The organism is Rhodococcus sp. 05-2254-6 (genome assembly GCF_002258565.1).
Lineage (GTDB): Bacteria > Actinomycetota > Actinomycetes > Mycobacteriales > Mycobacteriaceae > Rhodococcoides.
The window spans coordinates 1-21,882 of record NZ_NOZF01000183.1; the positions used below are offsets into that span (position 1 = coordinate 1).

17 protein-coding genes are annotated in these 21,882 nt (G+C 57.1%); all 17 read right to left on the reverse strand.

The features are described 5' to 3' along the window. Positions 1-1,045: 1,045 nt before the first annotated feature. The 17 genes from CH256_RS25010 to CH256_RS25090 all read right to left on the reverse strand — a co-directional run bounded on the left by CH256_RS25010 (position 1,046) and on the right by CH256_RS25090 (position 21,879). Positions 1,046-1,888, reverse strand: a complete 843-nt coding sequence (locus CH256_RS25010) for an SGNH/GDSL hydrolase family protein (protein WP_143536672.1) — start codon at positions 1,886-1,888, stop codon at positions 1,046-1,048. A gap of 160 nt (positions 1,889-2,048) precedes the next feature. After that, a complete protein-coding gene (locus tag CH256_RS25015) occupies positions 2,049-3,164 on the reverse strand; it encodes a glycosyltransferase (protein WP_143536673.1) in 1,116 nt (371 codons plus the stop codon). Then, positions 3,161-4,249: a glycosyltransferase gene (locus tag CH256_RS25020; RefSeq protein ID WP_256989546.1), complete on the reverse strand. Its 1,089-nt coding sequence runs from the start codon at positions 4,247-4,249 to the stop codon at positions 3,161-3,163. Before CH256_RS25020 ends, CH256_RS25015 begins: the two co-directional genes overlap by 4 nt. A gap of 640 nt (positions 4,250-4,889) precedes the next feature. Further along, positions 4,890-6,164 (reverse strand): glycosyltransferase, encoded by a 1,275-nt coding sequence (locus CH256_RS25030; RefSeq protein ID WP_094671086.1) that lies wholly within the window; start codon positions 6,162-6,164, stop codon positions 4,890-4,892. Next, positions 6,164-7,051 carry a glycosyltransferase family 2 protein gene (locus CH256_RS27845; RefSeq protein ID WP_143536675.1) on the reverse strand — a complete coding sequence of 296 codons (888 nt, stop codon included), beginning with the start codon at positions 7,049-7,051 and terminating at the stop codon, positions 6,164-6,166. Before CH256_RS27845 ends, CH256_RS25030 begins: the two co-directional genes overlap by 1 nt. Continuing rightward, the gene (locus tag CH256_RS27850) at positions 7,051-8,559 is read right to left on the reverse strand and encodes a hypothetical protein (RefSeq protein ID WP_143536676.1); all 1,509 of its coding nucleotides are present in this window, start codon (positions 8,557-8,559) and stop codon (positions 7,051-7,053) included. The genes CH256_RS27845 and CH256_RS27850 overlap by 1 nt, the downstream gene beginning before the upstream one ends. Continuing rightward, complete coding sequence (locus CH256_RS28910) at positions 8,556-9,050, reverse strand: acyltransferase (RefSeq protein WP_306438727.1); 495 nt, start codon at positions 9,048-9,050, stop codon at positions 8,556-8,558. Before CH256_RS28910 ends, CH256_RS27850 begins: the two co-directional genes overlap by 4 nt. A gap of 218 nt (positions 9,051-9,268) precedes the next feature. Next, positions 9,269-10,711 carry an O-antigen polysaccharide polymerase Wzy gene (wzy, locus tag CH256_RS25045; RefSeq protein ID WP_094671090.1) on the reverse strand — a complete coding sequence of 481 codons (1,443 nt, stop codon included), beginning with the start codon at positions 10,709-10,711 and terminating at the stop codon, positions 9,269-9,271. A 108-nt stretch (positions 10,712-10,819) separates the two neighbouring features. Beyond that, positions 10,820-11,815 carry a GDP-L-fucose synthase family protein gene (locus tag CH256_RS25050; RefSeq protein ID WP_094671092.1) on the reverse strand — a complete coding sequence of 332 codons (996 nt, stop codon included), beginning with the start codon at positions 11,813-11,815 and terminating at the stop codon, positions 10,820-10,822. Continuing rightward, positions 11,812-12,834 (reverse strand): GDP-mannose 4,6-dehydratase, encoded by a 1,023-nt coding sequence (gene gmd / locus CH256_RS25055; RefSeq protein WP_094671094.1) that lies wholly within the window; start codon positions 12,832-12,834, stop codon positions 11,812-11,814. Before gmd ends, CH256_RS25050 begins: the two co-directional genes overlap by 4 nt. Positions 12,835-12,893: 59 nt before the next feature. Beyond that, a complete protein-coding gene (locus CH256_RS25060; RefSeq protein WP_094671096.1) occupies positions 12,894-14,345 on the reverse strand; it encodes a sugar transferase in 1,452 nt (483 codons plus the stop codon). Positions 14,346-14,896: 551 nt separating this feature from the next. Continuing rightward, on the reverse strand, positions 14,897-16,216 hold the full coding sequence (locus tag CH256_RS25065) for a UDP-glucose dehydrogenase family protein (protein WP_094671098.1): 1,320 nt from the start codon (positions 16,214-16,216) through the stop codon (positions 14,897-14,899). A 197-nt stretch (positions 16,217-16,413) separates the two neighbouring features. After that, complete coding sequence (locus CH256_RS25070) at positions 16,414-16,713, reverse strand: hypothetical protein (RefSeq protein WP_143536677.1); 300 nt, start codon at positions 16,711-16,713, stop codon at positions 16,414-16,416. 52 nt (positions 16,714-16,765) lie between these two features. Next, positions 16,766-18,271, reverse strand: coding sequence for a sugar transferase (locus CH256_RS25075; protein ID WP_373454877.1), 1,506 nt, complete (start codon positions 18,269-18,271; stop codon positions 16,766-16,768). Between the two features lie 254 nt (positions 18,272-18,525). After that, complete coding sequence (locus tag CH256_RS25080; protein ID WP_256989540.1) at positions 18,526-19,395, reverse strand: sialate O-acetylesterase; 870 nt, start codon at positions 19,393-19,395, stop codon at positions 18,526-18,528. After that, the gene (locus tag CH256_RS25085) at positions 19,392-20,609 is read right to left on the reverse strand and encodes a lipase family protein (protein WP_094671104.1); all 1,218 of its coding nucleotides are present in this window, start codon (positions 20,607-20,609) and stop codon (positions 19,392-19,394) included. The genes CH256_RS25080 and CH256_RS25085 overlap by 4 nt, the downstream gene beginning before the upstream one ends. Before the next feature lie 4 nt (positions 20,610-20,613). Beyond that, positions 20,614-21,879: an acyltransferase family protein gene (locus tag CH256_RS25090; RefSeq protein ID WP_094671180.1), complete on the reverse strand. Its 1,266-nt coding sequence runs from the start codon at positions 21,877-21,879 to the stop codon at positions 20,614-20,616. Positions 21,880-21,882 lie beyond the last annotated feature (3 nt).

A 21,882-nucleotide genomic window follows, 5' to 3' on the forward strand; every position in this document is an offset into this window, starting at 1 on the left:
AGGGCTTGTCACACCAGTGGAGGCACCGGCATCATGAACCTGCCGGACACCGACACGTCAGGTCGTACACAGACCGACACGTGAGGTCGTCCACCGATACGCCCATCACAGTTATGGCGGTAGAAAGCAACAGCAAGAGCTTCCAAATCTCCCGCCTGACTACACTCATGTGACGATCATGCCGCACTAACCTCCCTAAAAACCCATACTTCGACGATAGGGAGACTCGGTCGAACGCAGATCAACATCGAAGAAGCGCAGAATAACCAGGCACAGCAGGTGCAGGCCGATGATCATGACCTCAAGGTTCCGCACGCTACAAAGACTTACAGATCACCGTCGCGACGACAACGGTCGACCACACAGCGCTAACGAACGAAGGCGCGGGTGGCGTCTCACGACCGAGGGGTGCCACCTATGGTCGGCCCCCGTCACCGATGCACTGATCACGCTCGTGAACGTGCCAATACAATGGCACCTTTGCAGACGGTGCTCGCCTCTCTCGCGGTCTTCGTGCTGCTCGTGGCATTCAGTGAGATTGCCGAGGTGGCACCTCGACTCATGGTCAAAGCCTGCGCAGAAAACACAACCTCCCGGTTCGTCCCAGACTCGAACCCAGTGGTTACGCTACTGCGGGACGCACAAAGTAGGAGCATCAGTGCGTCCACAAACAGGGAAGCGACAGATGATGCTCGTGTTCGCGGCGATTGGGTTGACGTAGCTAATCTCGCGTCTGGCGGAATGGCCCGACACGACCCAACTCGATTCGAAAAATCAAACGCTAAGAATTGGACGTATTTTCCACAGCGTTAAAGAATATCGTTATGGAGTCCTGAGGGCAAGGTACGCACCGCAGACACCATCGGGGTCGTCGCGTGGTCGTTGGTCAGAGCAATCGACGCCGAGGCACCTGATGCACAGCAAGCATTACGAACAAAATTAAATTCGCCCGGGACACCAACCGGGGTCCGGCCTTATTCAATTGACTCCGCCGGACTACAACCACTCGATGCTGGTCAGTAGCCAACCTAATAAACCCAACACCCTATCTCGAACCATCCAACGCAAGACGAATATGCGGCTCGATCATTTTAGACAAATATCGGTGCCCTTCGTCAGTCGGCTCGACTCCATCGGCTGCCAGATACTCCGAACTATCACCAAAGAACCATTGACCCGCTATTGGGTCTACAAACGTCCCACCTGCTTGCAAAGTCTCGGAACTTAGCACGTCGCGAAGCGTTAATATCTCGACTGGCACATCCGGATTTTTCCAAGTCGGGCCTATTACAACGAGTTGCGCGGCGGGGTCGAGCTCACGAATCGATTGATAAGTCTGTCTCGCCGCGGTACGAATATCGAGCCCAACATCGTTTCGAGAACCAAACACGACGACCACGCGCCCCGAAGCCGTAACAAGGTCTTGGGCAATTTCCCGAAACGTTGTGTCACCCGGGCCAGCATTCACATAGCCCGCTCCAGCCACACCGACCTCTTCAATCAGATAACGGACATTCTGGTCATTTCGATTGAGAGCCGCGTTCAGCAATCTTGGCCAACCCTTCGGCCCACGGCCTCCCTCTGTAGAGCCACCCGTATACGAGTCGCCGACTACATAGATAGTCTCAGCAACAGCCAATGGGCTACGTATGCCAGCATCCGGACGATCATCCTCCGGCCGAAAAACCGCAACCAAGACCGCGTACAAGAAAAAAACGCAAACCAGACCGACCAACACTGTCGATGTAATCCGCCATCTCATCCACTGTCTAATCTTTCTGTTCACTACACCCAGCCTCACCGTATTAAAGACAGTGCCGCGCCCCGCAATCAAAGGCACATAATTCTCCGAGCCACACGTCACCGCAAACGATTTGATCACCGTCACAGACTACTAAGGTACTAAAACCACTCGCCCACCATCCTCTCTAACGACCATATCCAACTGAATGAGGCCGTCCGTTCCTCCACCGGACATCGAAGATAATCTAATCAAGATCACCGTAGACTACAAAATGTCAACAAGAACGCTTCACTGGAAGAAGACTTCAGAGTTCAAACATCCGTTCGACGCCCACTCTAAAACGGTCCACCATATCTTGCATTGTCGGGTACCATCCCAACCGGAACTCACGTTTAGTTCCAAAAAACTCCTCCGCCAACGACTTTGCTAGCGACGCTGAGGCAACAAACGGATCCCGGTCCATAAAGAAAACAGTCGAACCCGGTGTCAAGTATTCAAACTCGGGGGCATGTGGCTCATGCTCCAAAGTGAGAATCGGCAGACCCGCCGCTAACGCTTCGACTGCGACAAGTCCGACCCTTCCCGGCATCAGCATCGCTGAGGACACGGTCGTTATAATGGACTTCATCTCGTCATCTACCCGCCCAAAATACACACATTGCTTACGTTGAATTGCAGGCGCTAGCCGCCACTCATCTACCCCCATTCCTCCGACTAGCACCTTAATCTCCTGGTCAATTGACCACAAACCATCAAGAAAGCTCGCCAAGTAGTCGATACGTTTCGATGCATCGATACCGCCGATAAAACAGAGCACCTTCCCGCTTTTTAGCCCGTACCTATTTTCAAAATTCTGGATCGTCGTACGACTGAGCCTTCCACGAAGATTTACAAAAGTGTCGAGCGAAACAGTATTATTTACCGCGACAACCTTATCCGCTTTTGCGCCCCTGGATACAGCGACATCCGCACCATTTTCTGTGTATGAGAAAACCTGATCCGCCCTACGCAGCTGGATCTGCTCTAAAACCGTATCGATTGGATTACCTCGCTTGGTGTAGGCATCCACATGGCCCCACACGCCCACCTTGAAACCGCGCCGACTCTGCTCAAAAAAGGCCCTGTAAGTATCGACAGATGATCCAGCCAAACCACTTATTGCGCCGTCATACGAGCCAAGATCGCTAAGGCGAATCGTGTTCTGAAACTCAATACCCAGCAGTCTACGAGACCTATTCAAAGACTCAACTTGCCATGGCAATCCGACAACATTATCGCCGCGTGCCGCCTGATTACCCAGCGGCGCGGCACCGCTAACCACGCATGAAACGCCAACCTGTTTGAGAGCAGGAATAAGCCGTTCGTAAAAAGGAATCCGATATGCGGCGACATATGGCTGAATGATAATTAAGGACTTCATCGATTCTCCCAAGAGGCCGCAGAATCATAAATTGAACCCAGCTGCTCCACGACAGCCGCTGAGCTGAAGACGCTCCTCGCAGCACGAAGCCCGTTCATCCCCATTTCACGCCTCAGCGTTCCGTCTGTCAACAGCATGGACACCGCATCAGCAAATTGAGAAGCGGTTTCACCAACGACAAAGCCGGCCCGGTGCTCACGTACCGCGTCAGATAACCCGCAGGATTCAGGTATCACGACCGGCCTACCAGCCGACATGGCCTCAAGAACAGTCATGCCGAATGGCTCATCTACCGCGGTAAGAACATACACGTGACATTGCTGCATAAGATACGTGATATCACCTGGTGCCTTCGCGCCGAGCCATTTAAGTTGCTCCATAGCAGTCGCGGCCGACTCAACAATCGAGCCCATTCCCTCGTCGGGTCCTATCATTGAAAACCGCGGGGACAATCCACGAGAGATCAAGATACTCGCCATTTCTATGAATAATTCAGGCCGTTTTCGAGAATGAAGCCTAGATACGTAGAGTACGTTCTTCACACCGCCGACAGGTTCGTCCATAAATGGAAAAGACGAAATTCCGTTGTACAGAGCACGGCTGTTGAGTTTGCAGCCCGCCACTAAATCCAGAGAGTCACGCTCATCTGAAGTCAGGAATAAGACAATATATGCACGACGAAGAATCGGCCGAATGAAAAACCAATCAAACGACCGAAAGATTGCGCTGCTCTTTTGCAGAATCATTCCGTGGGACTGGACGACAAAAGGCCGACGTAATACAATGCAGATCAACGCCGCGACCACAGTAGTTACGTCGCGCGACAGGTGAATATGGACCACATCATAATCACGCACTCGTCTCAGCAACCAGGAAACCATACCTGGGCTTGCCAACCCCGCCCACCCTGATCGAGGCCAAATACGGATCGCTCGGAACCCCCTGATCGGTAGGCTCTTGGGCCAGATATCCTGTCTCCACTTACCCGCAATTAGAGTCGCATCCAGGCCAACTTCACGTAGACCAAACGTTTGAGAAACAGCCACAGAGGCCGGTCCCCCGTACGAACCATCACCAACGTACATCGAGAGCACCTGTAGGACCTTCAATTGACTGACCCTTTCGCAGTAACGGACGCGGCCGCCGCGACCCGAGAAGCTGGGGGAAGGCTCTTGGCAACCAACGCGCAGGCACCCACTAATGACCCCTTGCCTATTGTTACGCCGCGTAGAACAACTACTTTCAATGCGAGCCAAGTCGAGTCTTCGATGACAATACTGCCGTTGTCGAAGTGGAAGTCGTGGGAGTAAAAGTCATGACTTCCAGTACACAACATAACATCCTGCGATACACAAACGTTCGACCCGATTTCGACAGGCTCAAGGTTGAGTATCCATACACCTTCACCAATCCAAACGTTCGAGCCAACTGATAGCTTCCACGGCCAGTGAATTCGGACCCTGTGCCGAATCAACACTTCAGTTCCAATACGCGCACCAAAAGCCCGCAAGATCAAAACACGAACCCGCGAAGGACACCACCAGGCCCGAAACACCGTTGAGGACACCGTCATCCACAGAGCGCACACCAGCCGGCTTCTGCCCTTGTTGTATCCGTCACCGGTAAAATTGCTAAGCTCAAACATCTGCGTCCTAATAATCGGCTGGCTGCTGTCAGCTGACACCGGAGTCCTCCTCAATCTCATCACAGTGAAACGCTGAAATACTAGCCCCTTGAAAGCGACTCGACCCAAGTCTGAATGTCCGAGATCGCGCGCTCAGCACTGAGCACCCTGACTGAATACGCTAGCCCAGCGGTTCCCAAATTCTCCGCCAAGTCTCTATCGCCTTGAAGGCGCATGACTCCATCAACAAGTAACTCTGGTGCACCTGCGGGTACGCAGATACCACCACCCGATATAGAAACTTCGCGGGTCGTCACGCTCTCTGGATCAGAGGCACAGATTACAGGACGGCCGCTACTAAAATAGCTTGTCAGTTTGCTCGGCACAGCCATCTCACGTACTCCTTCACGCTCGTTCACAACAAGCATGTCGGCAGACCTCAACATGGTCATGAATTTGGCGTCAGAGACGGGGTTGACAAATGCGATGTTCGTTAGACCTGCTGCCATAAGCTCTAACTTCTCACGTTCGCCGCCATCACCGACTAAAACAAATTTTACTTTGTCCAACTTCCGATCGAGGGAAACAGACGCTGCGCGAACGAGGTTCTCGAGGCCCTGCTTCATTCCCATGTTACCTGCATGCAGGACAATAAGATCCGTAGGCTCCCAGCCAAGCTCCTTGCGGTATTCAGTAATGTCAGAGCCGCCAGAATTTCGCACGTGAGTCCAGTTTCTGACGACGGCAATCCTGTCCCGCGAACATGCTAGATCATTTACCAAAATGTCCGAAAATCGCTCATGAATTACGAGAATTTTAGTCGCAGATCGTAAAATGGCCGACTCAAGCAGCTTAGCAACGGAACTACCGGTCGAGCCCGACATCCCGGTCTCGGTCATTCCTGAAGAATATAAATCTTGAACCCAAACCCCCAACGGTCTGCGATTGCCCGGTGATCTGAGACAATTTCTAAGTGACACCATTCCTGTGCCAATGAGGGAAGGACTGACTGACACGACGACATCAGGCCTGTTCCACCTGGATACCATCACGCGTAGCCCGAAGGTAAGCTCCATAGCGATTCGTTTGATCATGGTGGGTCTACGTGGGACGTAATGATTGACACGCTTAATCGAAAGTCTGCCCGCCGGAAATATGGGACTTACTTGTTCGATCGGCTTTTGCTTGACCCATTGCGGGTAGTGGGGGTACGAAGTTATCACCGTCACGGTGTGACCTTGCTCAGCTAAATGCTCTGAAATCGCTGTTGTGTACGGCGCGATTCCAGTCATTTCCGGTGAGAAATTAATCCCTACAACAAGGACCCTGATCGGCGCGACATGTTTCCTTTGGTCGCAATTCTTCCACGTCATCATTAATTCGCACCTTGTTTTCCGACAGATGATGGGTCTTTAGGGGCAGCAATCGTTTTTACGAGGCGCTTGACAATAGACTGCATCAAGAAGATCGGTATCCCGACACGAGGGCTGTTCTTTTTTAGGAAGTGCGCGTACGGGCCGAGTCCGTGAGGTCCCGTGAACAGCGCCGCGGCGCGCTTACGTCGACTTAGCACTGATAAACGATCGGATAATGATGGCCCCTTCTCGCATACGCCAATCGGTTCCTTGTAAACCATCGACTTGTATCCAATCGCTCCCAGCGCCAGACCGAGGTCTAGATCGCCAAACCCGTGTTTATAATTCGGATCCAAACCTCCAACTTGCTCAAAGCCGCGACCCGGTATCAATACAAAATTGGCGTTGAACGTTTCGCAAGGGAAGTCGATTTCTGCCCCAGGGACGTGGCTCCGCCGAAATTCGGTCGCCTTCCATCGGCTGCCTCTATTGAATCCACCGTACGTTACCTCTCTAGAGGCCGCCGATATCGTTTCACCGACCAAACACACGTGACGATCCGCGAGCCTGTAACTATCATATCTTCTAAAAAAGTCAATTGCTTTCCCGACGAAAAGATCAACATCGTCATTTGCCAGAAGGTATGCGTCGAACGTGCCAATTTGTTTCGCCTTTTGATACGCGGCGCACATACCGCCGTTCCAAAAGAGGCTTCCATTGCCCTGCACTAATATAACGTCCGGGAACCTGGCAGCGACAGCCTCTGACGTACCGTCCTGAGAACCGTCATCGAGCAAGAATGTTGTGATTGCGCAATTCAACGAGTTTCGGACCTCGTCTAATTGTTCCAGGAATCTAGTGGTAAGGGCCACACGATTATAACAAGCCATCAATACTGCAATGTGCATTATCCGCTCCCAATAATTGTCATTATCCTGCGTTTTCGTGAAACTAGAACCGGCAGCAGTAACAGTGTTTGAGCAGCGATCACCAAGTACAGGATAGCGTCGGATGACCAGGTCATCGAGGCGTAGGCCATGACAATCGCGACGCCCACCCAAGCTATCACTCGCACCAGAAATGTTAAGCCCCAAAATTCGTTGAGCAGACGAAGGGTATTGCTCCCGCGCGCATTTTTCGTCAGCAGCTTGAGACACAGAATCCCCCCTACAGAGAATGCCACACCATATCCAAGGACTACTCCAACTGCGCCCAGGGTGACAGCACCGAGCCCCCCGAGTAACAGATTACAAATGGCCATGACAAGGTGAATTCGTGTAAGCGGTTCGAGCTTTCCGCTGCTTACTTGAAGGAAGTAGCCCGGTAATCCAACACTATTCAACGCATTGGCTACGACAAGAATGGCGAAGAATATTATAAAGTTTACAGAGATTGAGCCCAACCCTAGGATTGCGAGCACAGGTGCTCCGAGTATCTGTAACTCGATCAGCACTCCTGTACTTATGGCAATGAGCGCGTTGTACTTCCAGAATACGTTCTCGACAATCGCCCTATCGTGCGACGGTTTGTGACCGCTGCCTGCTACGAGAAGAGGCTGACTGGCAGCCTGCACAACTGTGCGCACCTGTGTTGTGACACGGATAGCCAGCTCGAATGCTGCTATGGACTGCAAATCTGCAACCAAGGAAAGCAGAAGCTTAGTCACCGGCTCGAAGGATAGCCTGAGAATAGCAATGTAAGATAGTTTTAAGTTTTCTTTCCAGAGAGCCCGAACGATCCCAACATACCCAACTTTTTCCATGTCTGTCGCGGCGTCCCTAGCGCGGCGATAAGCTTTGTTCACTACAAACAGGGCCGCCAAAAACTGGGTCAGACTCATGACCGAGTAGACGATACCTAAACCCGCGGGCCCGAAATTAGACAGCGCTGGATATGCAATAATTAGTATTAATGCATTACCCCATATATTTACATAGTTTTTTAGATCGAGCCTGCCGAGACCCTCCACAATAGAAAGCACAATAGTGGCTGAACATGAGAAGATAGAGTAAGTTGCACTTAAGATTGCCAGTTGGAGTATTTGCTCAGCTGGTATATCTTCGCCAAATCTCGATGTAACGTACCACGTGATTGGAAAGACCAATGCTGCAGATATCAACATGACTGGGACTGTTGTGATGGACAACGCCGCCCTGATTAAGGGCCACAACGGGAGTAACCTTTGTTCCAGCCGTTTGGACGCCAGAACCCTGGTCACGTTTGATCCAGCACCGGTGTCTGCCACACGTGCCACGAGGAATAGACCCTGGATGAGAGCCCAGCAGCCGATAAGTGCTGCCGTGTAGATCTCAATAGAGATACGGAAGATTGCGAACAGACTCAGCGCCGATATGATCGCTGATGCGACGCTCGTCAATGCCCCCCGTCGTGCGGGGATGGCACTATGTTTCTTCATAACAACGATCGCACTGTTCTCGCTGGAACACCGACCGCAAGGGAGTTCGCCTCAATATTCTTGGTTACGACAGCCCCAGCAGCCACCACCGAATTATCTCCGATCGTAACCCCCGGAAGTACGATTGCACCTGAGCCAATCCACACGTTGTTGCCAATTCTCACCGGGCTGGTTTGCCTTGTCTGACGGTACAGTAGGCCCTTACCCAACGCGTCTATGTCGTGTGTTTCTGACGTAATCACGACGTGTGCAGCAATCAGAGAATCATCTCCTATTTCAACAATTCCCCCTCCCCATATATGCACATAGTCATTTAATGAAGTGTTCGATCCTATTGATACATATGACTTGTTGTATATTTTTGCAGTTTGCGACACCGATGAGCCAGTTCCGATCGACCGCAAGCGGAAGGAGAGATTTTTAGCACGTAAGACCCTTCTCTGCATAATCAGTTTATTTATCGCATCGATGCCGAGTGTACGCAAGTTCATCTTCTACTCCTTTTCCAGCTTGTATCGATGTCTCACTTCCACGGGACTTGTACCGTCTTGAGCGTGCTTCCGAGTCGGCCGGGCAGCCAGTACATGCTAAGACGCGTGCGAAGACAGGGCGGGATCGCATCGGTGATTTTGGATCAGGGTCTACAGGACTTTTTTGGTATTCGACGCTTTGCAAAAGTTGACGGCATTGATGGACGTTTGCCTGGTGGCTAAACATTCTTCCGCTTTGCTTTTAGATCGGACTGCAAAATCTCTGGAAGTTGTGGTTCACTGGTATCTCTATGTGGCCGGTCGTGGCCAAATAGAGTTATCGCTAGGACACCGAGGACGAGTCCATACTGCTGAATAATTGAGACAATGAAGGTCCATCCGACAGTCCCCTGCCGGAAAGCATGGAAGGTTATTGTGATCATCAATGCGTAGAATATTATGGACACCGGTGACGTCAAGCGTCTCGTAAAGGCCATGTCGACTCTAGCCGATATCCAGCCAAGGAGTGCAGATGCGAGAACCACACCTACTATTCCGGCGAAGATGTAACTCGTTCCAATATATGTTGACGCGTATCCGACGTCATTAGGGGCCAGTTTGGTCCCATCCAACGTCGACGAGACGGCGTAGGACACATCGTAGATCTCCGTGGGCTTACCTGGCCAAATTGCTCGCGGGATTGTGAACAGAATTGGCGTTATGTTTGTCTGTACTAATGTCTCCCACGCACCGCCAAACATTGCCGTGATATTTTCGCGCGATACCTGGGTTACGGTCATCATTTCCACGCTTGAAAACTCTAGAGAGTAGAAATAGAACCTGAAGATGGATCCTTCGGCATATGGAATCTTGTCGAAATTCACCACTGTTCCGCTTTGCGACGCGGGTACCAATATACGTGTGAGCAGAGTCGTCATTCCGAGCGCGAGCGCGCCAAGGATTGCGAACGGCGCAAACCTAGTGGTAATTGGTCTCCAATATGAGTGAATTGCGAGTAACACGGCAAGTGCCGGTATGATCAGAGACAGCCGCTTACCCATCGTCATAAAGCTGAGGATAAACACTGCGGTGAATACCAATGTCGATAATGCGACGTGCTTTTTGTCGCGCAGCGCTTGAATTAGCAAGTAGACCGCTCCGGCGTCGGCAATGCCCGACAGCGTCCTTATGCCTAGTTGCGCACTGGTGAGGTCCTCCACTCTCGTTGAGGACTGGACAGCTCCAGAAAGGCGCGCGATCGTGGCGTCGATACCTCCGGTCGAGTAGACCAAATATAGCTTGAGAAGCAGTCCCACAGCAATGAACGCGAGCAGCACTGCGATGCTCACGTCACGAGGTCTTGCAGCTGAAGAAGCTTCGTTGATCACATTGCGCCTGCCGTGCCAAACAGTATGGAAACTTAGGAGGTAGAAGAAGAGTCCAAGGCTAATAATAACCAAAGTCGAAGTAAATCTTTCCTCACCGCCATATGCCGATGCCCAAACATATTTGTAGTCGTTCGCCAGAATCAAGCCTGCAGGCAGCACTGCATAAATGGCGAACAGCGCAAGTGTGACGTTGTAAGCGCTTATTAGGGGTCGGTGACCCGCTCCGTCTCTCGGCGCGAGGGCTACGCCGCATACGAGCATTATTATCACTGCGAGCAGAATGACAAGTACCATTTTTCACCTGAACTTTGTTTTGCGAGGCTGGTGCGACCGACTCAAAATTGCATTTTGGAGATAAGCAATGTCGCCCAAGGAGCCCAGGAGGAAGCCCAACGTACGGGCCTACGTGCGGAGTGAGTCTGCGTTCTCATGAAACCACTCGACTGTGGACGCGATGCCCGCTTCCAGGTCGATTTGCGGCTTCCATCCCGCATCCTTCAGCTTGTTCACGTCCAGCAGCTTCTGCGGTGTGCCATCCGGCTTTGTGGTATCCCACACTGTCTCACCCTCGAATCCAACCGCGGATGCGACGACACCGGCAATCTCCTTGATCGTCGCGTCCTCGCCGGTTCCTACGTTCACTTGCTCCGGTCCGTCGTAGTGCTCGAGCAAGTGTATGCACGCAGCTGCCATGTCATCGACATGCAAGAACTCACGTCGCGGAGAACCACTACCCCAATTCGTCACCGTGTCGATACCGTCGCGGCGAGCCTCGTCGTAACGACGGATCAGGGCCGGCAGGACGTGCGAACCCTTCGGTGAGAAATTGTCACCCGGGCCGTACAGATTGGTCGGCATCGCCGAGATCCACGGCAGGCCGTACTGCTTGCGTACCGATTGAATCTGCAAGATGCCCGCAATCTTCGCGATGGCGTACGCGTCGTTGGTCGGCTCGAGGTGCCCGGTGAGGAGGTACTCCTCCTTGATCGGCTGCGGAGCCAACTTCGGGTAGATGCACGACGACCCGAGGAATAACACGCGCTCGACGTTTTGCGCCAAGGCCGCGTCCAACACGTTCACCTGGATTCGCAGGTTGTCCGAGAGGAAATCGACCGGGTACGTGCTGTTCGCAAGGATGCCGCCTACTTTGGCTGCGGCGAGTACCACCGTCTTCGGCTTGGTTTCCTCGAAGAACGCAAACACCGCCTCACGGTCCTTGAGATCCAACTCGGATGACGAGCGGCCGATCAGATCGCTGAAACCGGATGCCTCGAGCTGCCGCCAGATGGCCGATCCGACCAAGCCTCGGTGCCCGGCAACGTAGAACGGCGCGTCCCGATCGAGGGGCCCTGGCGTGTAGTCGGATACCGCCGACCCGTTCGTTGCCACGGTGCTCATGCCCAATCCGGCAGTGCCGGCCGGTCGATCCAGGGGCGACCCTCGTGCTCGAGAGCGGCGATATCGGCATCGACCATGATTTTCGCAAGCTCAGGGGTGTGCACCGTGGCCTTCCATCCGAGCTTTGCTTCGGCCTTGCTCGCATCACCGATGAGAGCGTCCACCTCGGTGGGGCGCAGGTAGCGCTCGTCGAATTTGACGTGCTTCTCCCAGTCCAGTCCAGCGCGCTCGAATGCCACGACTAGGAAGTCCTTCACGGAGAAGTTGCCACCGGTGGCCAACACGAAGTCGTCCGGCTCATCGGCTTGCAGCATCCGCCACATGCCCTCGACGTACTCCGGCGCGTAACCCCAGTCGCGAATTGCGTCGAGGTTGCCCATGTAGACGTTCTGTTCCAGCCCGGCCTTGATGCGTGCGACCGCGCGGGTGATCTTGCGGGTCACGAATGTTTCACCGCGACGCGGAGATTCGTGGTTGAACAGGATGCCGTTGACAGCGAAGATGCCGTACGCCTCGCGGTAATTCTTGGTGACCCAGTAGGCGTAGACCTTCGCTGCGCCGTACGGCGAGCGGGGGTAGAACGGAGTCTCCTCGTTCTGCGGGGGCGGCGTCGCGCCGAACATCTCGGAGCTCGAGGCCTGATAGAAGCGGCACTGCAGGCCCGCGAGGCGTACTGCCTCGAGCAGGCGGATCGATCCGACTCCGGTGGTGTTGCCTGTGTGCTCGGGTTCATCGAAGCTGACGCGGACGTGCGACTGGGCACCCAGGTTGTAGACCTCGTCCGGCTGGATCTCGGTGAGCAAAGTGACCAACCGTGCACCGTCACTCAGGTCGCCGTAGTGCAGAAACAGTTTGGCGTCCTTTTCGTGCGGATCCTGATACAGGTGATCGATACGGGAGGTATTGAATGTGGACGACCGCCGAATCAGGCCGTGCACCTCGTAGCCCTTGCTCAACAGCAGTTCCGCCAGGTACGAGCCATCCTGGCCGGTGATGCCGGTTATCAGTGCGCGTTTCATCTTTCCACTCCTCTAGTGCCCAGCACAGATCTGGCTTGTTACGAATTTGGACATGCCGCTCAGTAAGCTCCGTCGCTTCCAGTCACGGCCTTCAGGGTCTTGGCAATGATCAATAGATCCCCCACCATCGACCAGTTCTCGACGTACGAAAGGTCCAGCCGGACAGTCTCTTCCCACGACAGGTCGGATCGTCCGCTGACCTGCCAGAGGCCCGTGACTCCTGGCTTGACCAATAGTCGCCGGCGAACTTCACCGTTGTAGGTCTCGACCTCGCGTCGCAGAGGCGGCCTCGGCCCCACCACACTCATCTCCCGCTTGAGAACGTTCACGAACTGCGGCAGCTCGTCCAGACTGAAGCGCCGCAAGAACTTGCCCACGGGTGTCACCCGTGGGTCGTCACGCATCTTGAACAGAACCCCGCCGGCACCCTCGTTCTGATCGAGCAGGTGCGCAACCTGCTTGTCCGCGTCGGCAGTCATGCTGCGGAACTTGATCATCGAGAACGGCTCGCCGTCGATGCCCATCCGCTCCGACCTGTAGAACACAGGGCCACGACTCGTGGTCTTCACGGCGATGGCGACGGCCAACAGGATGGGCGAGATCATGACCAGCACCAGGGCGGCGAACGTCAGGTCGAAGGCCGTCTTGCTGAAGCGTGTCGCACCGTTGTACTGAGGCTTCTCGACATGTATCAGTGGGAAGCCCGCGACGGGACGCATCACCAGTCGAGGGCCGGCCACATCGACGACACCCGGCGCGACCACCAGGTCGACATCCTTCTTCTCCAGGTCCCAGATCATCTTGCGGATGCCCTTATGGCCGAGGTGCTCCGTGGCCGTCACAGCAACCGTGTCGGCACCGCACTCCTGAATCGCCGCGACGACATCGTTCTCACTGCCATACACCGGAATATCTGTGCCCTCGACCTGAACGACACCCTCACCCGGCATCCCATAGCCGGGCATGCACATTCCCACGACCGCGTAGCCGGAAGACGGTGCCTTCTCGAAAGACCTCGCCATGGCAATCGCTGACGAGCGACTACCGACGATCAGGACCGATGTCTTGTACTCGCCCTTGTCGCGGAGTCTGGTCACAGCCTTGCGCCAGATCCAGCGGCTCAGCAGCAGCGCCAACAGCCCGACCGGGAAGGCAATCGCCAAATACAGACGAGCGATGTCGATACGGAACAGCAGCGACGCAATCGCGATCACGCCGAACAGTCGGAAGGTGGCGGACACGATGCGTCGGTATTCCTCGGCACCGTTGCCGATGACGCGAGGAGACCGCGTTCGGAAGATGGCAAGGAAGGCGATCCACAAACCGGCCAAGGTTACGGAGACACCGGTGTACGTCATCGCCGAGAGCACGCCAGTGGTCTCGACACCCCCGAACCGAACGATCTGGGCCAAGGCGACCGACAAAACCACGGCCGCAACGTCGGTCACCCGCAGGCGCGCGACGTACTGCTGCTCCCACACGTGACGTGAGGTGAGCTTTCGCGTCGGCATGGCACCCGACCGACGTGGGGATCCCCACAGAGAGCGCTGCGCAGCCCCGACAGATGCCAACGTGCTCCCCTCCTCTGCACTTCTGCGCCCACCTGAGGTAAAAGCGCGAATTCGGTTCGAACCAATCCGGAGAGCAACTGGTATCGAATTGAAATAGTCCCACGTCGGTATCCGATGCACCACGCGAGCGGCACACATCACAAACGAATAACAGCAGGTATCCGGTTTACCACACCATCGCTGACGAGGCGATATGTGCGACAGGAACCCACCGGGTGTAACCGTGCCGCGGCCCAAAAACGTTACACATGAGCGCAATCGGCATTGCAATGTGAGACTTCACAGGATGTAGCGCCGTTTGTCGTGCGATCGATGGCCTCGCTCCTGCCAATAGCGCGCTGAACAAACCTTCACACCGATCAGCCTGGGGTGAAACAAGGTTATCGCCGACATCGAAGCTCATGGGAACCCAAATAACGAAAAGTCACATGAAAGAAAACGGCCACACGAATTCATCCCATCGAATGAATCATTTGTTCGGTCGAACGCGATCAGGGACGTCCAAGCCCTCGGTAGTTCCATCCGGCCGCACGCCACTGCTCCGGGTTCAGGCAGTTTCGGCCGTCTATCAGCTTCTTGCTCCGCACGACGCCATCCAGATCCTGCGGAGTGAGGGCCTTGAACTCCTTCCACTCCGTCAGCACCAGCACCACGTCAGCGCCCTCGCAGGCTTCGAGCGCAGAGCTGTTGTAGGTCAGAGTGGGGAACAGAGCCCGGGAGTTCTCCATGGCCTTGGGGTCGTACACGTTGACCGCGGCACCCTGCAGCTGGATCTGACCGGCCACGTTCAGGGCCGGTGAGTCACGAACATCGTCCGAATCAGGCTTGAAGGCGGCACCGAGTACGGCGACCCGGGCACCGAGGAGCGATCCACAGGCCTCGCGTGCCAGCTCGACCATACGAGTGCGGCGTCGCATGTTGATGTTGTCGACCTCGCGCAGGAACGTCAGTGCCTGGTCAGCGCCCAGTTCACCGGCCCGCGCCATGAAGGCCCGGATGTCCTTGGGCAAGCAGCCTCCGCCGAAGCCGATGCCTGCATTGAGGAACTTGCGACCGATACGCTCGTCGTGGCCGATGGCATCGGCGAGCACGGTGACATCTGCCCCCGCGGCTTCACACACCTCCGCAATGGCGTTGATGAACGAGATCTTGGTGGCCAGGAACGCATTGGCGGAGGCCTTGACCAGCTCAGCGGTAGCCAGATCGGTCACCAGGAACGGGATCTTCTCCTCGAGCAGCTGCGCGTAGACCTGACGGGCCAGCTCCTCGGCGCGACCCGGACGGGCGCGGTCCACGCCCAGCACCAGACGGTCGGGATGCAGAGTGTCCTTGACGGCGAAGCCCTCACGCAGGAACTCGGGGTTCCACGCGACCTCGACGTCGTCGCCGGCAGGCGCGAGTTCGCGGGCGATCTTGCCGAGACGCTCGGCTGTACCTACGGGGACGGTCGACTTGCCGAAGATCACGGCCGGCTTGGTGAGTAACGGCGCGAGTGTCTCGATGACCGAGTCGACGAACTTCATGTCGGCCGCGAACTCACCCTTTTTCTGGGGAGTACCGACACCGAGGAAGTGCACCTCTGCGAAGTCGGCAGCTTCTTGATACGACGCGGTGAAGCGCAGCCGTCCGGCGGCGATGTTGCGCTGCAGCACCTCTTCGAGACCGGGCTCCCAGAACGGGACCTCGCCGGCTTCTAGCTTCGCAAGCTTGGCCGGGTCCACGTCCACGCCCAGAACCTCGTGGCCGAGCTCGGCCATGCACGCGGCGTGAGTGGCACCGAGATAGCCGGTACCGAACACTGTGATTCGCATCTGATCTTCCCCGTCAGTCGTTCTGAGCAATGGCGTACTCGACAAGAGCCCGTGACGAAGCGTCACAGTAAGTATCTGGAGGACAACGCCTTCAGATCACGCGCACACAGGGGAATAGTAAACACAGGCCATCACGCCCGTCACCCAGGAGACTGCAGTCACAGGACGAGCTGAACAACCAGCAAAGCGAAGGTTTCTCAGCGACGAACGGGAAACTGCGGGTTCTCCGGCTCCTCGACGGCCTCGGCGCAGCGGTGGACGAAATCGCTCAGCTCGGCGCGGACCTCCGGAGCGAGAAGATCCAACGGTGCCTCGGTGCCGTGATACTCCGCGAACGCCGAGGTGTAGGCGTCGACACTGTCGGCGATCACCGCGTGCAGCGAGGTGGACCGGTTCAGATGAACCTTCGCGATCACGTCGATGCGATCTGCAAGGAAATCGTGAAACGTGTTCTGCCCCATGGAAACATCACGTCCGTTCTGCGACACAGTTGTCATTGCGCAATGATACGAACAAAACCGACCGACCGCAGGGTGAGCGTCAACGCTACTAGTACGCGCCGTCGCTCTTGAGGACGGCAACCGCGGTCTTGGCGATGATGAGCAGATCCCCTGTCATGGACCAGTTCTCGACGTACGAGAGATCGAGGCGCACGCTCTCCTCCCACGACAGATCCGATCGGCCACTCACCTGCCACAGCCCGGTGATACCCGGCTTGACGAGCAGCCTCCGGCGGACTTCACCGTCGTACGTTTCCACTTCGCTGCGCAGCGGTGGCCGCGGACCCACCACACTCATCTCGCGCTTGAGCACGTTGACGAACTGCGGCAGCTCGTCGAGGCTGAACTTGCGCATCACCTTGCCCACCCGAGTGACCCGTGGGTCGTCGCGCATCTTGAACAGCACGCCGCCGGCCCCTTCGTTGAGGGCAGCCAGTTCTTGCACTCGCTTGTCTGCGTCCTGGACCATGCTGCGGAACTTGATCATTTGGAAAGGCTTGCCGTCGATGCCCATTCGCTCGGACTTGTAGAAGATCGAGCCCTTGCTGGTGAGCTTGATGATCACGGCGAGAGCGATCAGAACCGGCGAAATCAACAACAGGATCGAGGCGGCGAACAGGAAGTCGAACGCAGTCTTGCTGAATCGCTTCGCACCGTTGTACTGCGGCTTCTCGACGTGGATGAGCGGGAAGTTCGCGACCGGACGCATCACCAGACGCGGACCTGCCACGTCCACCACTCCCGGCGACACCACGAGGTCCACCTTCTTCTTCTCGAGGTCCCACACCATCTTTCGCAATCCGTGATGGCCGATGTGTTCGGTGGCCGTCACTGCCACGGTGTCTGCGCCGGAGGTCTCGATGGCCTCGACAACGCTGTGCTCGTCTCCGAGTACCGGAATCTCGACGCCGTCGATGGTGAACGACGAGTCGTTGCCGGGCTCGTAGTTGGGTAGGCAGATACCGACCACGCTGTAGCCGGCTTCGGGGGAACGCTCGAACGACGTGGCCATGGCCAGAGCCGAACTACGACTGCCGACGATGAGCACCGAGGTTTGGTATCCGCCGTGAGCGCGTTTGCGCGACACTGCCTTTCGCCATACCCATCGACTCAGCAGAAGCCCCACCAGCCCGACGGGCAGTGCGATCGCGAGATACAGACGGGCGATGTCCAGACGGAACAACAGGGAGAGAATCGCGATGGTGCCGAAGAGCCGGAACGTGGCCGACACGATGCGGCGGTACTCCTCCGAGCCGTTGCCGATCACCCGCGGAGAACGAGTTCGGAAGATGGCGAGAAACGTCAGCCACAGAATGGCGAGTATCCCGGATATTCCGAAGTAGCCGACGATGGACCACGGTTCACGAAAGTCGATGTCGCCGAAGCGGATGATCTGCGCCACCGTCACCGCACCGAGAACGACCACCGTGTCCGTGACACGCAGGCCCTCGGTGTAATGCGTTTCCCATTCACGACGCGACGTCACCCTGCGCAACCGTCGAGCGTCACGCCGCGAGACAACCGAACTCTGCGCTTCCAGATCGCTGACTGACACTGATTTCCCCTCGGTACGTACGCATTGCCGAACCCTTGCGTGATCGACACAGCTCCGTGCCACCCCGTCGTGCAGATTATCTTGTCGTACTTGTCGTGTCACTTGGTGACGATGGTTTGATCGCCATGAACCCGCAGGTCGTTACATGTTTCCACTGGATTAATCGCACGCATCCACAGCGTTGCCGACTTCTCCCCGCGGCCCCCATCCCGGCCTTTACCGACCACCAATTAGCGCGACATCCATGCCCCGTGTCAAGCATTGTCGGTCGAACGTCGGACGCTCGGAGACATATGGGTGAAGGCCTCCCACATTCGGCGTCCCAGTTCCCGTTGCCCCTCGCCGTTGTAGTGAATCTTCTCGGTCTCGCTGTTGTAGAGCCCCCGCGGACCCGGCACGTACGCGACTCCGGCCTTACGCCTGGGCGTATCGGCGTGTACCGCATCGATGACGGCGTAGTTCGCATCCCCCGATTCGATTTCGTCCGGCACCATCTGACCGAGGACGAATGGAACGTCACCGAATTCGCCGCGCAGGGTATCGATGAGGCTGTCGAGCTTCTCCGCGTACACCGGCCCGCTCAGCAGCGGCACATCGCTCTCCCCCTGATGCCACAGCACCGCCGCGAGTTCGTTGCCGGGCGTGGTCGCCAATCCCGATCGGATGCGCTGCAGTGCATCCCAGAACAAATTGACTCGTGCCCCGGTATCGGCCGGATCCCAGGAGATACCGTGAATCCGCGCGAAGCCCGAATCGCCGCGTGCATACGGAACCAGCAACACCGGCCGCCCCGTCGCATCGGCCAGATGCGCGGCGAACGTGGGACCGAATCCGACTGCCTTGGAGGGCACCTCATGAAACAGTGGGTTGCTGCCCGCCACGATGGTGTTCCTCGACCGGCCCGACGCCGCCCACTGATGCACCAGTGGATGCGGCGCATCGAGACCCGATCGATCCAACCCACGTCCGGCACCGTGGGCATTGGACTGCCCCAGTACCGCCACCACCAGATACGGCTCGTCGATCGCCTCCACCGCGATGCCGCGTCCGAGACGCTTCTTCACGACGTCCTTGGCCCGTACCTTCGCGTTCCGACCGAACCCCATGACGCTCCCCCTGTTCACGTGCAGTCGTTCTGCGCCGGTGTCCCAGCGAAGCGATCCCCTATCCACTGATTGACGTTGTCGCCGTTCACATCCCCGTGCCCACGCCCGGCCTGCCGGTCGATGGTGATGACATCGCCCAGTCCGCACGCCGACTGCAGAGCCGCATCGGTCCACTCCACGTCGATGTAGGTGTCGGCATCTCCGTAGGCCACCAACATCGGTGCCGACGCCGGCCCCGTCGGCAGGGCCATCCGCGTCAGTTCGTCCCGCAGCGCTCCGGCGGCCGCCGGGGACTTGGGCGCAAAGTCTTTGTCGCCGAGCCGCTGTGCCGCCTCTGTACGCGCACCCGCCTGGTCCGGCGTGCACTGGGTAAGGGTGTCCCAGTCCTGCTCGGCGTTGCCGCTGCGGTAGTCGTCGAGATCGACGTTCTCGTCACGCCGAGCGAGCGATTCGAGTATCCACTGCAGCACCGGCCCCTGGTCCTCGGTCAACGTGCCCGCCGCCGCCTTGTCCACCAGGCCCACCATGTTCGCGGTGGGTGCCAGAGCCACGGCACCGACCAGATTCAGCTCCGGCGCATAGGAATCGGCGAGTTCGTTCGCGGCCCAGGCAGCACCGCCGCCCTGCGAGCCCCCGAATGCAGCCCAGTCGGTACCCACGTCGGGAAAGACAGTGCGCAATGCCCGGACGGCATCGATGACGTCGTAGCCGGCGGTGATGTTGTCCAGGTAGGCATGATTGCCCGGATGCCCGAGACCCTCGTAGTCGGTGATGGCGACCGCGAATCCGGCTGTGGTGTAACCCTGTACGAGCGCCGACGCGCCGAGCAGCGACGCGGACTTCGACGGCGCGCACGCCTGCTCGATACCCGTGGTGCCGTGGGCGTAGGAGATGACGGGCCACCCACCCTCGGGCGCATCACCGGACGGAGTGATCACCGTGCCCGATACCTCGCGCTCACCCACACCCGGTTGCACCGAGCGGTACACCACCTTCGCCGCCTCGATACCCGACATCCGCACCGGTAGCGGCAGATTCGGCATCGTCTCGGCACTGACGATGGAGCCGCTACCGGCACCGGGATTCGCGATGTCCATCGGCTCCGGATCGGAACCACGCACCGCCGCTGCCACTGCCCCCTGCGCCTGCACACCGAGCGGCACCACCACGGCGCATCCTGCGAGCAAAGGAAAGAGCATCAGCGGAGCCGCGAGCCTAAACACGGTGTGCATGAATCTATTTGCTCGCCTTGAATCTACGCGCGTACGTCAATGACGGCTTCTCGATGAAGCGGTACGTCACCGCCCCGAATGCGATGCTCACCGCGCTCACCAACACGAAGTTCCGCAGTAGCCCCAACGGGCTGTCGCCTGCCATCCATCCGAAGCGCCCCAGCATGATCAGGATGGGAAAGTGCCACAGGTAGACGCTGAGCGAGATCATGCCCACGTAGCTCAGCGGTGCCCAATCGGCCCGTTCGGCGAGCTTCGACTGCTCACCGCGTGCCAGCGGCACGATGATGAACAGAATGAGCAGGGCCGATCCGAACGACACGGTGGATGTCTGCCAGCGCGAGTTGTTGTCGATCAGCATCAGTGAGATCACCGCGGTGGGAATCATCGCGATTCCCGTCCACCACCGCATGCGGGTGACCATGGTGCCCTTGAACATTCCGTTGTCGATCGCGACGAACACCACCGCGGCCAGCATCCCGTAGGTGAAATTGTCTGCCAGCGACCAGAAGCTACGGCTGAGCACCGCGATCTCGTTGGGTCCCCATTCCAGCAGTTTCGGATCGGTGATGCCCGACGGCCCCACGCGCGAGGCGGTGTAGAGCTTTCCGGTGATTCCGATGACGAACATGATCACCACCGGAATCAACGCCAGCACCGGTGCCGAGATGGACGTGCGCTTGCGCAGGAAGAACGCGATGCTCGTGAGCAGCGGCAGTGCGATGTAGAACGCGAATTCCAGCGACAGCGACCACGACGGGTTGATGCCGGTCTGGATCATGCTCGGAATGTAGGTGTGCACCAACGTCAGATTGGCCACCAGCGTCAGCGGATCGGTGAGGATGCCCAGGCCGTTGTCGGTGAAATGCTGTTCGGCCACCGCAGCGTTTTCCACGAACACCGCACGCATCACGTAGTTGGCGAACAAGAAGATGAACAGGTACGCGGGAAACACTCGCAGCAGCCGGTGCATGGCGTAGCTGACGTTGTTCGGCATCGGTTTGCCTGCGAACAACTTTCGGACCATCGGGAGGAAGATCAGGAAACCCGAGAGCGCGAAGAAGAAGATCAACCCCTGCCCCAGCACCCCGAGCTTGTAGGTCAGGACGGTCTGCGGCGAGTAGTGACCCCCGACGTGCACGGCGAGCACGCACAGGCAGGCGAAGCCTCGGGGGCCATCGAGCCCGACGAGGCGGGCTGGGCGCTTGGTACCGGTATCGGTGGTGACCGCGGTTGCGGCGGTCGCGGTGCTGTCGGGAGTGGCGGTCATGGG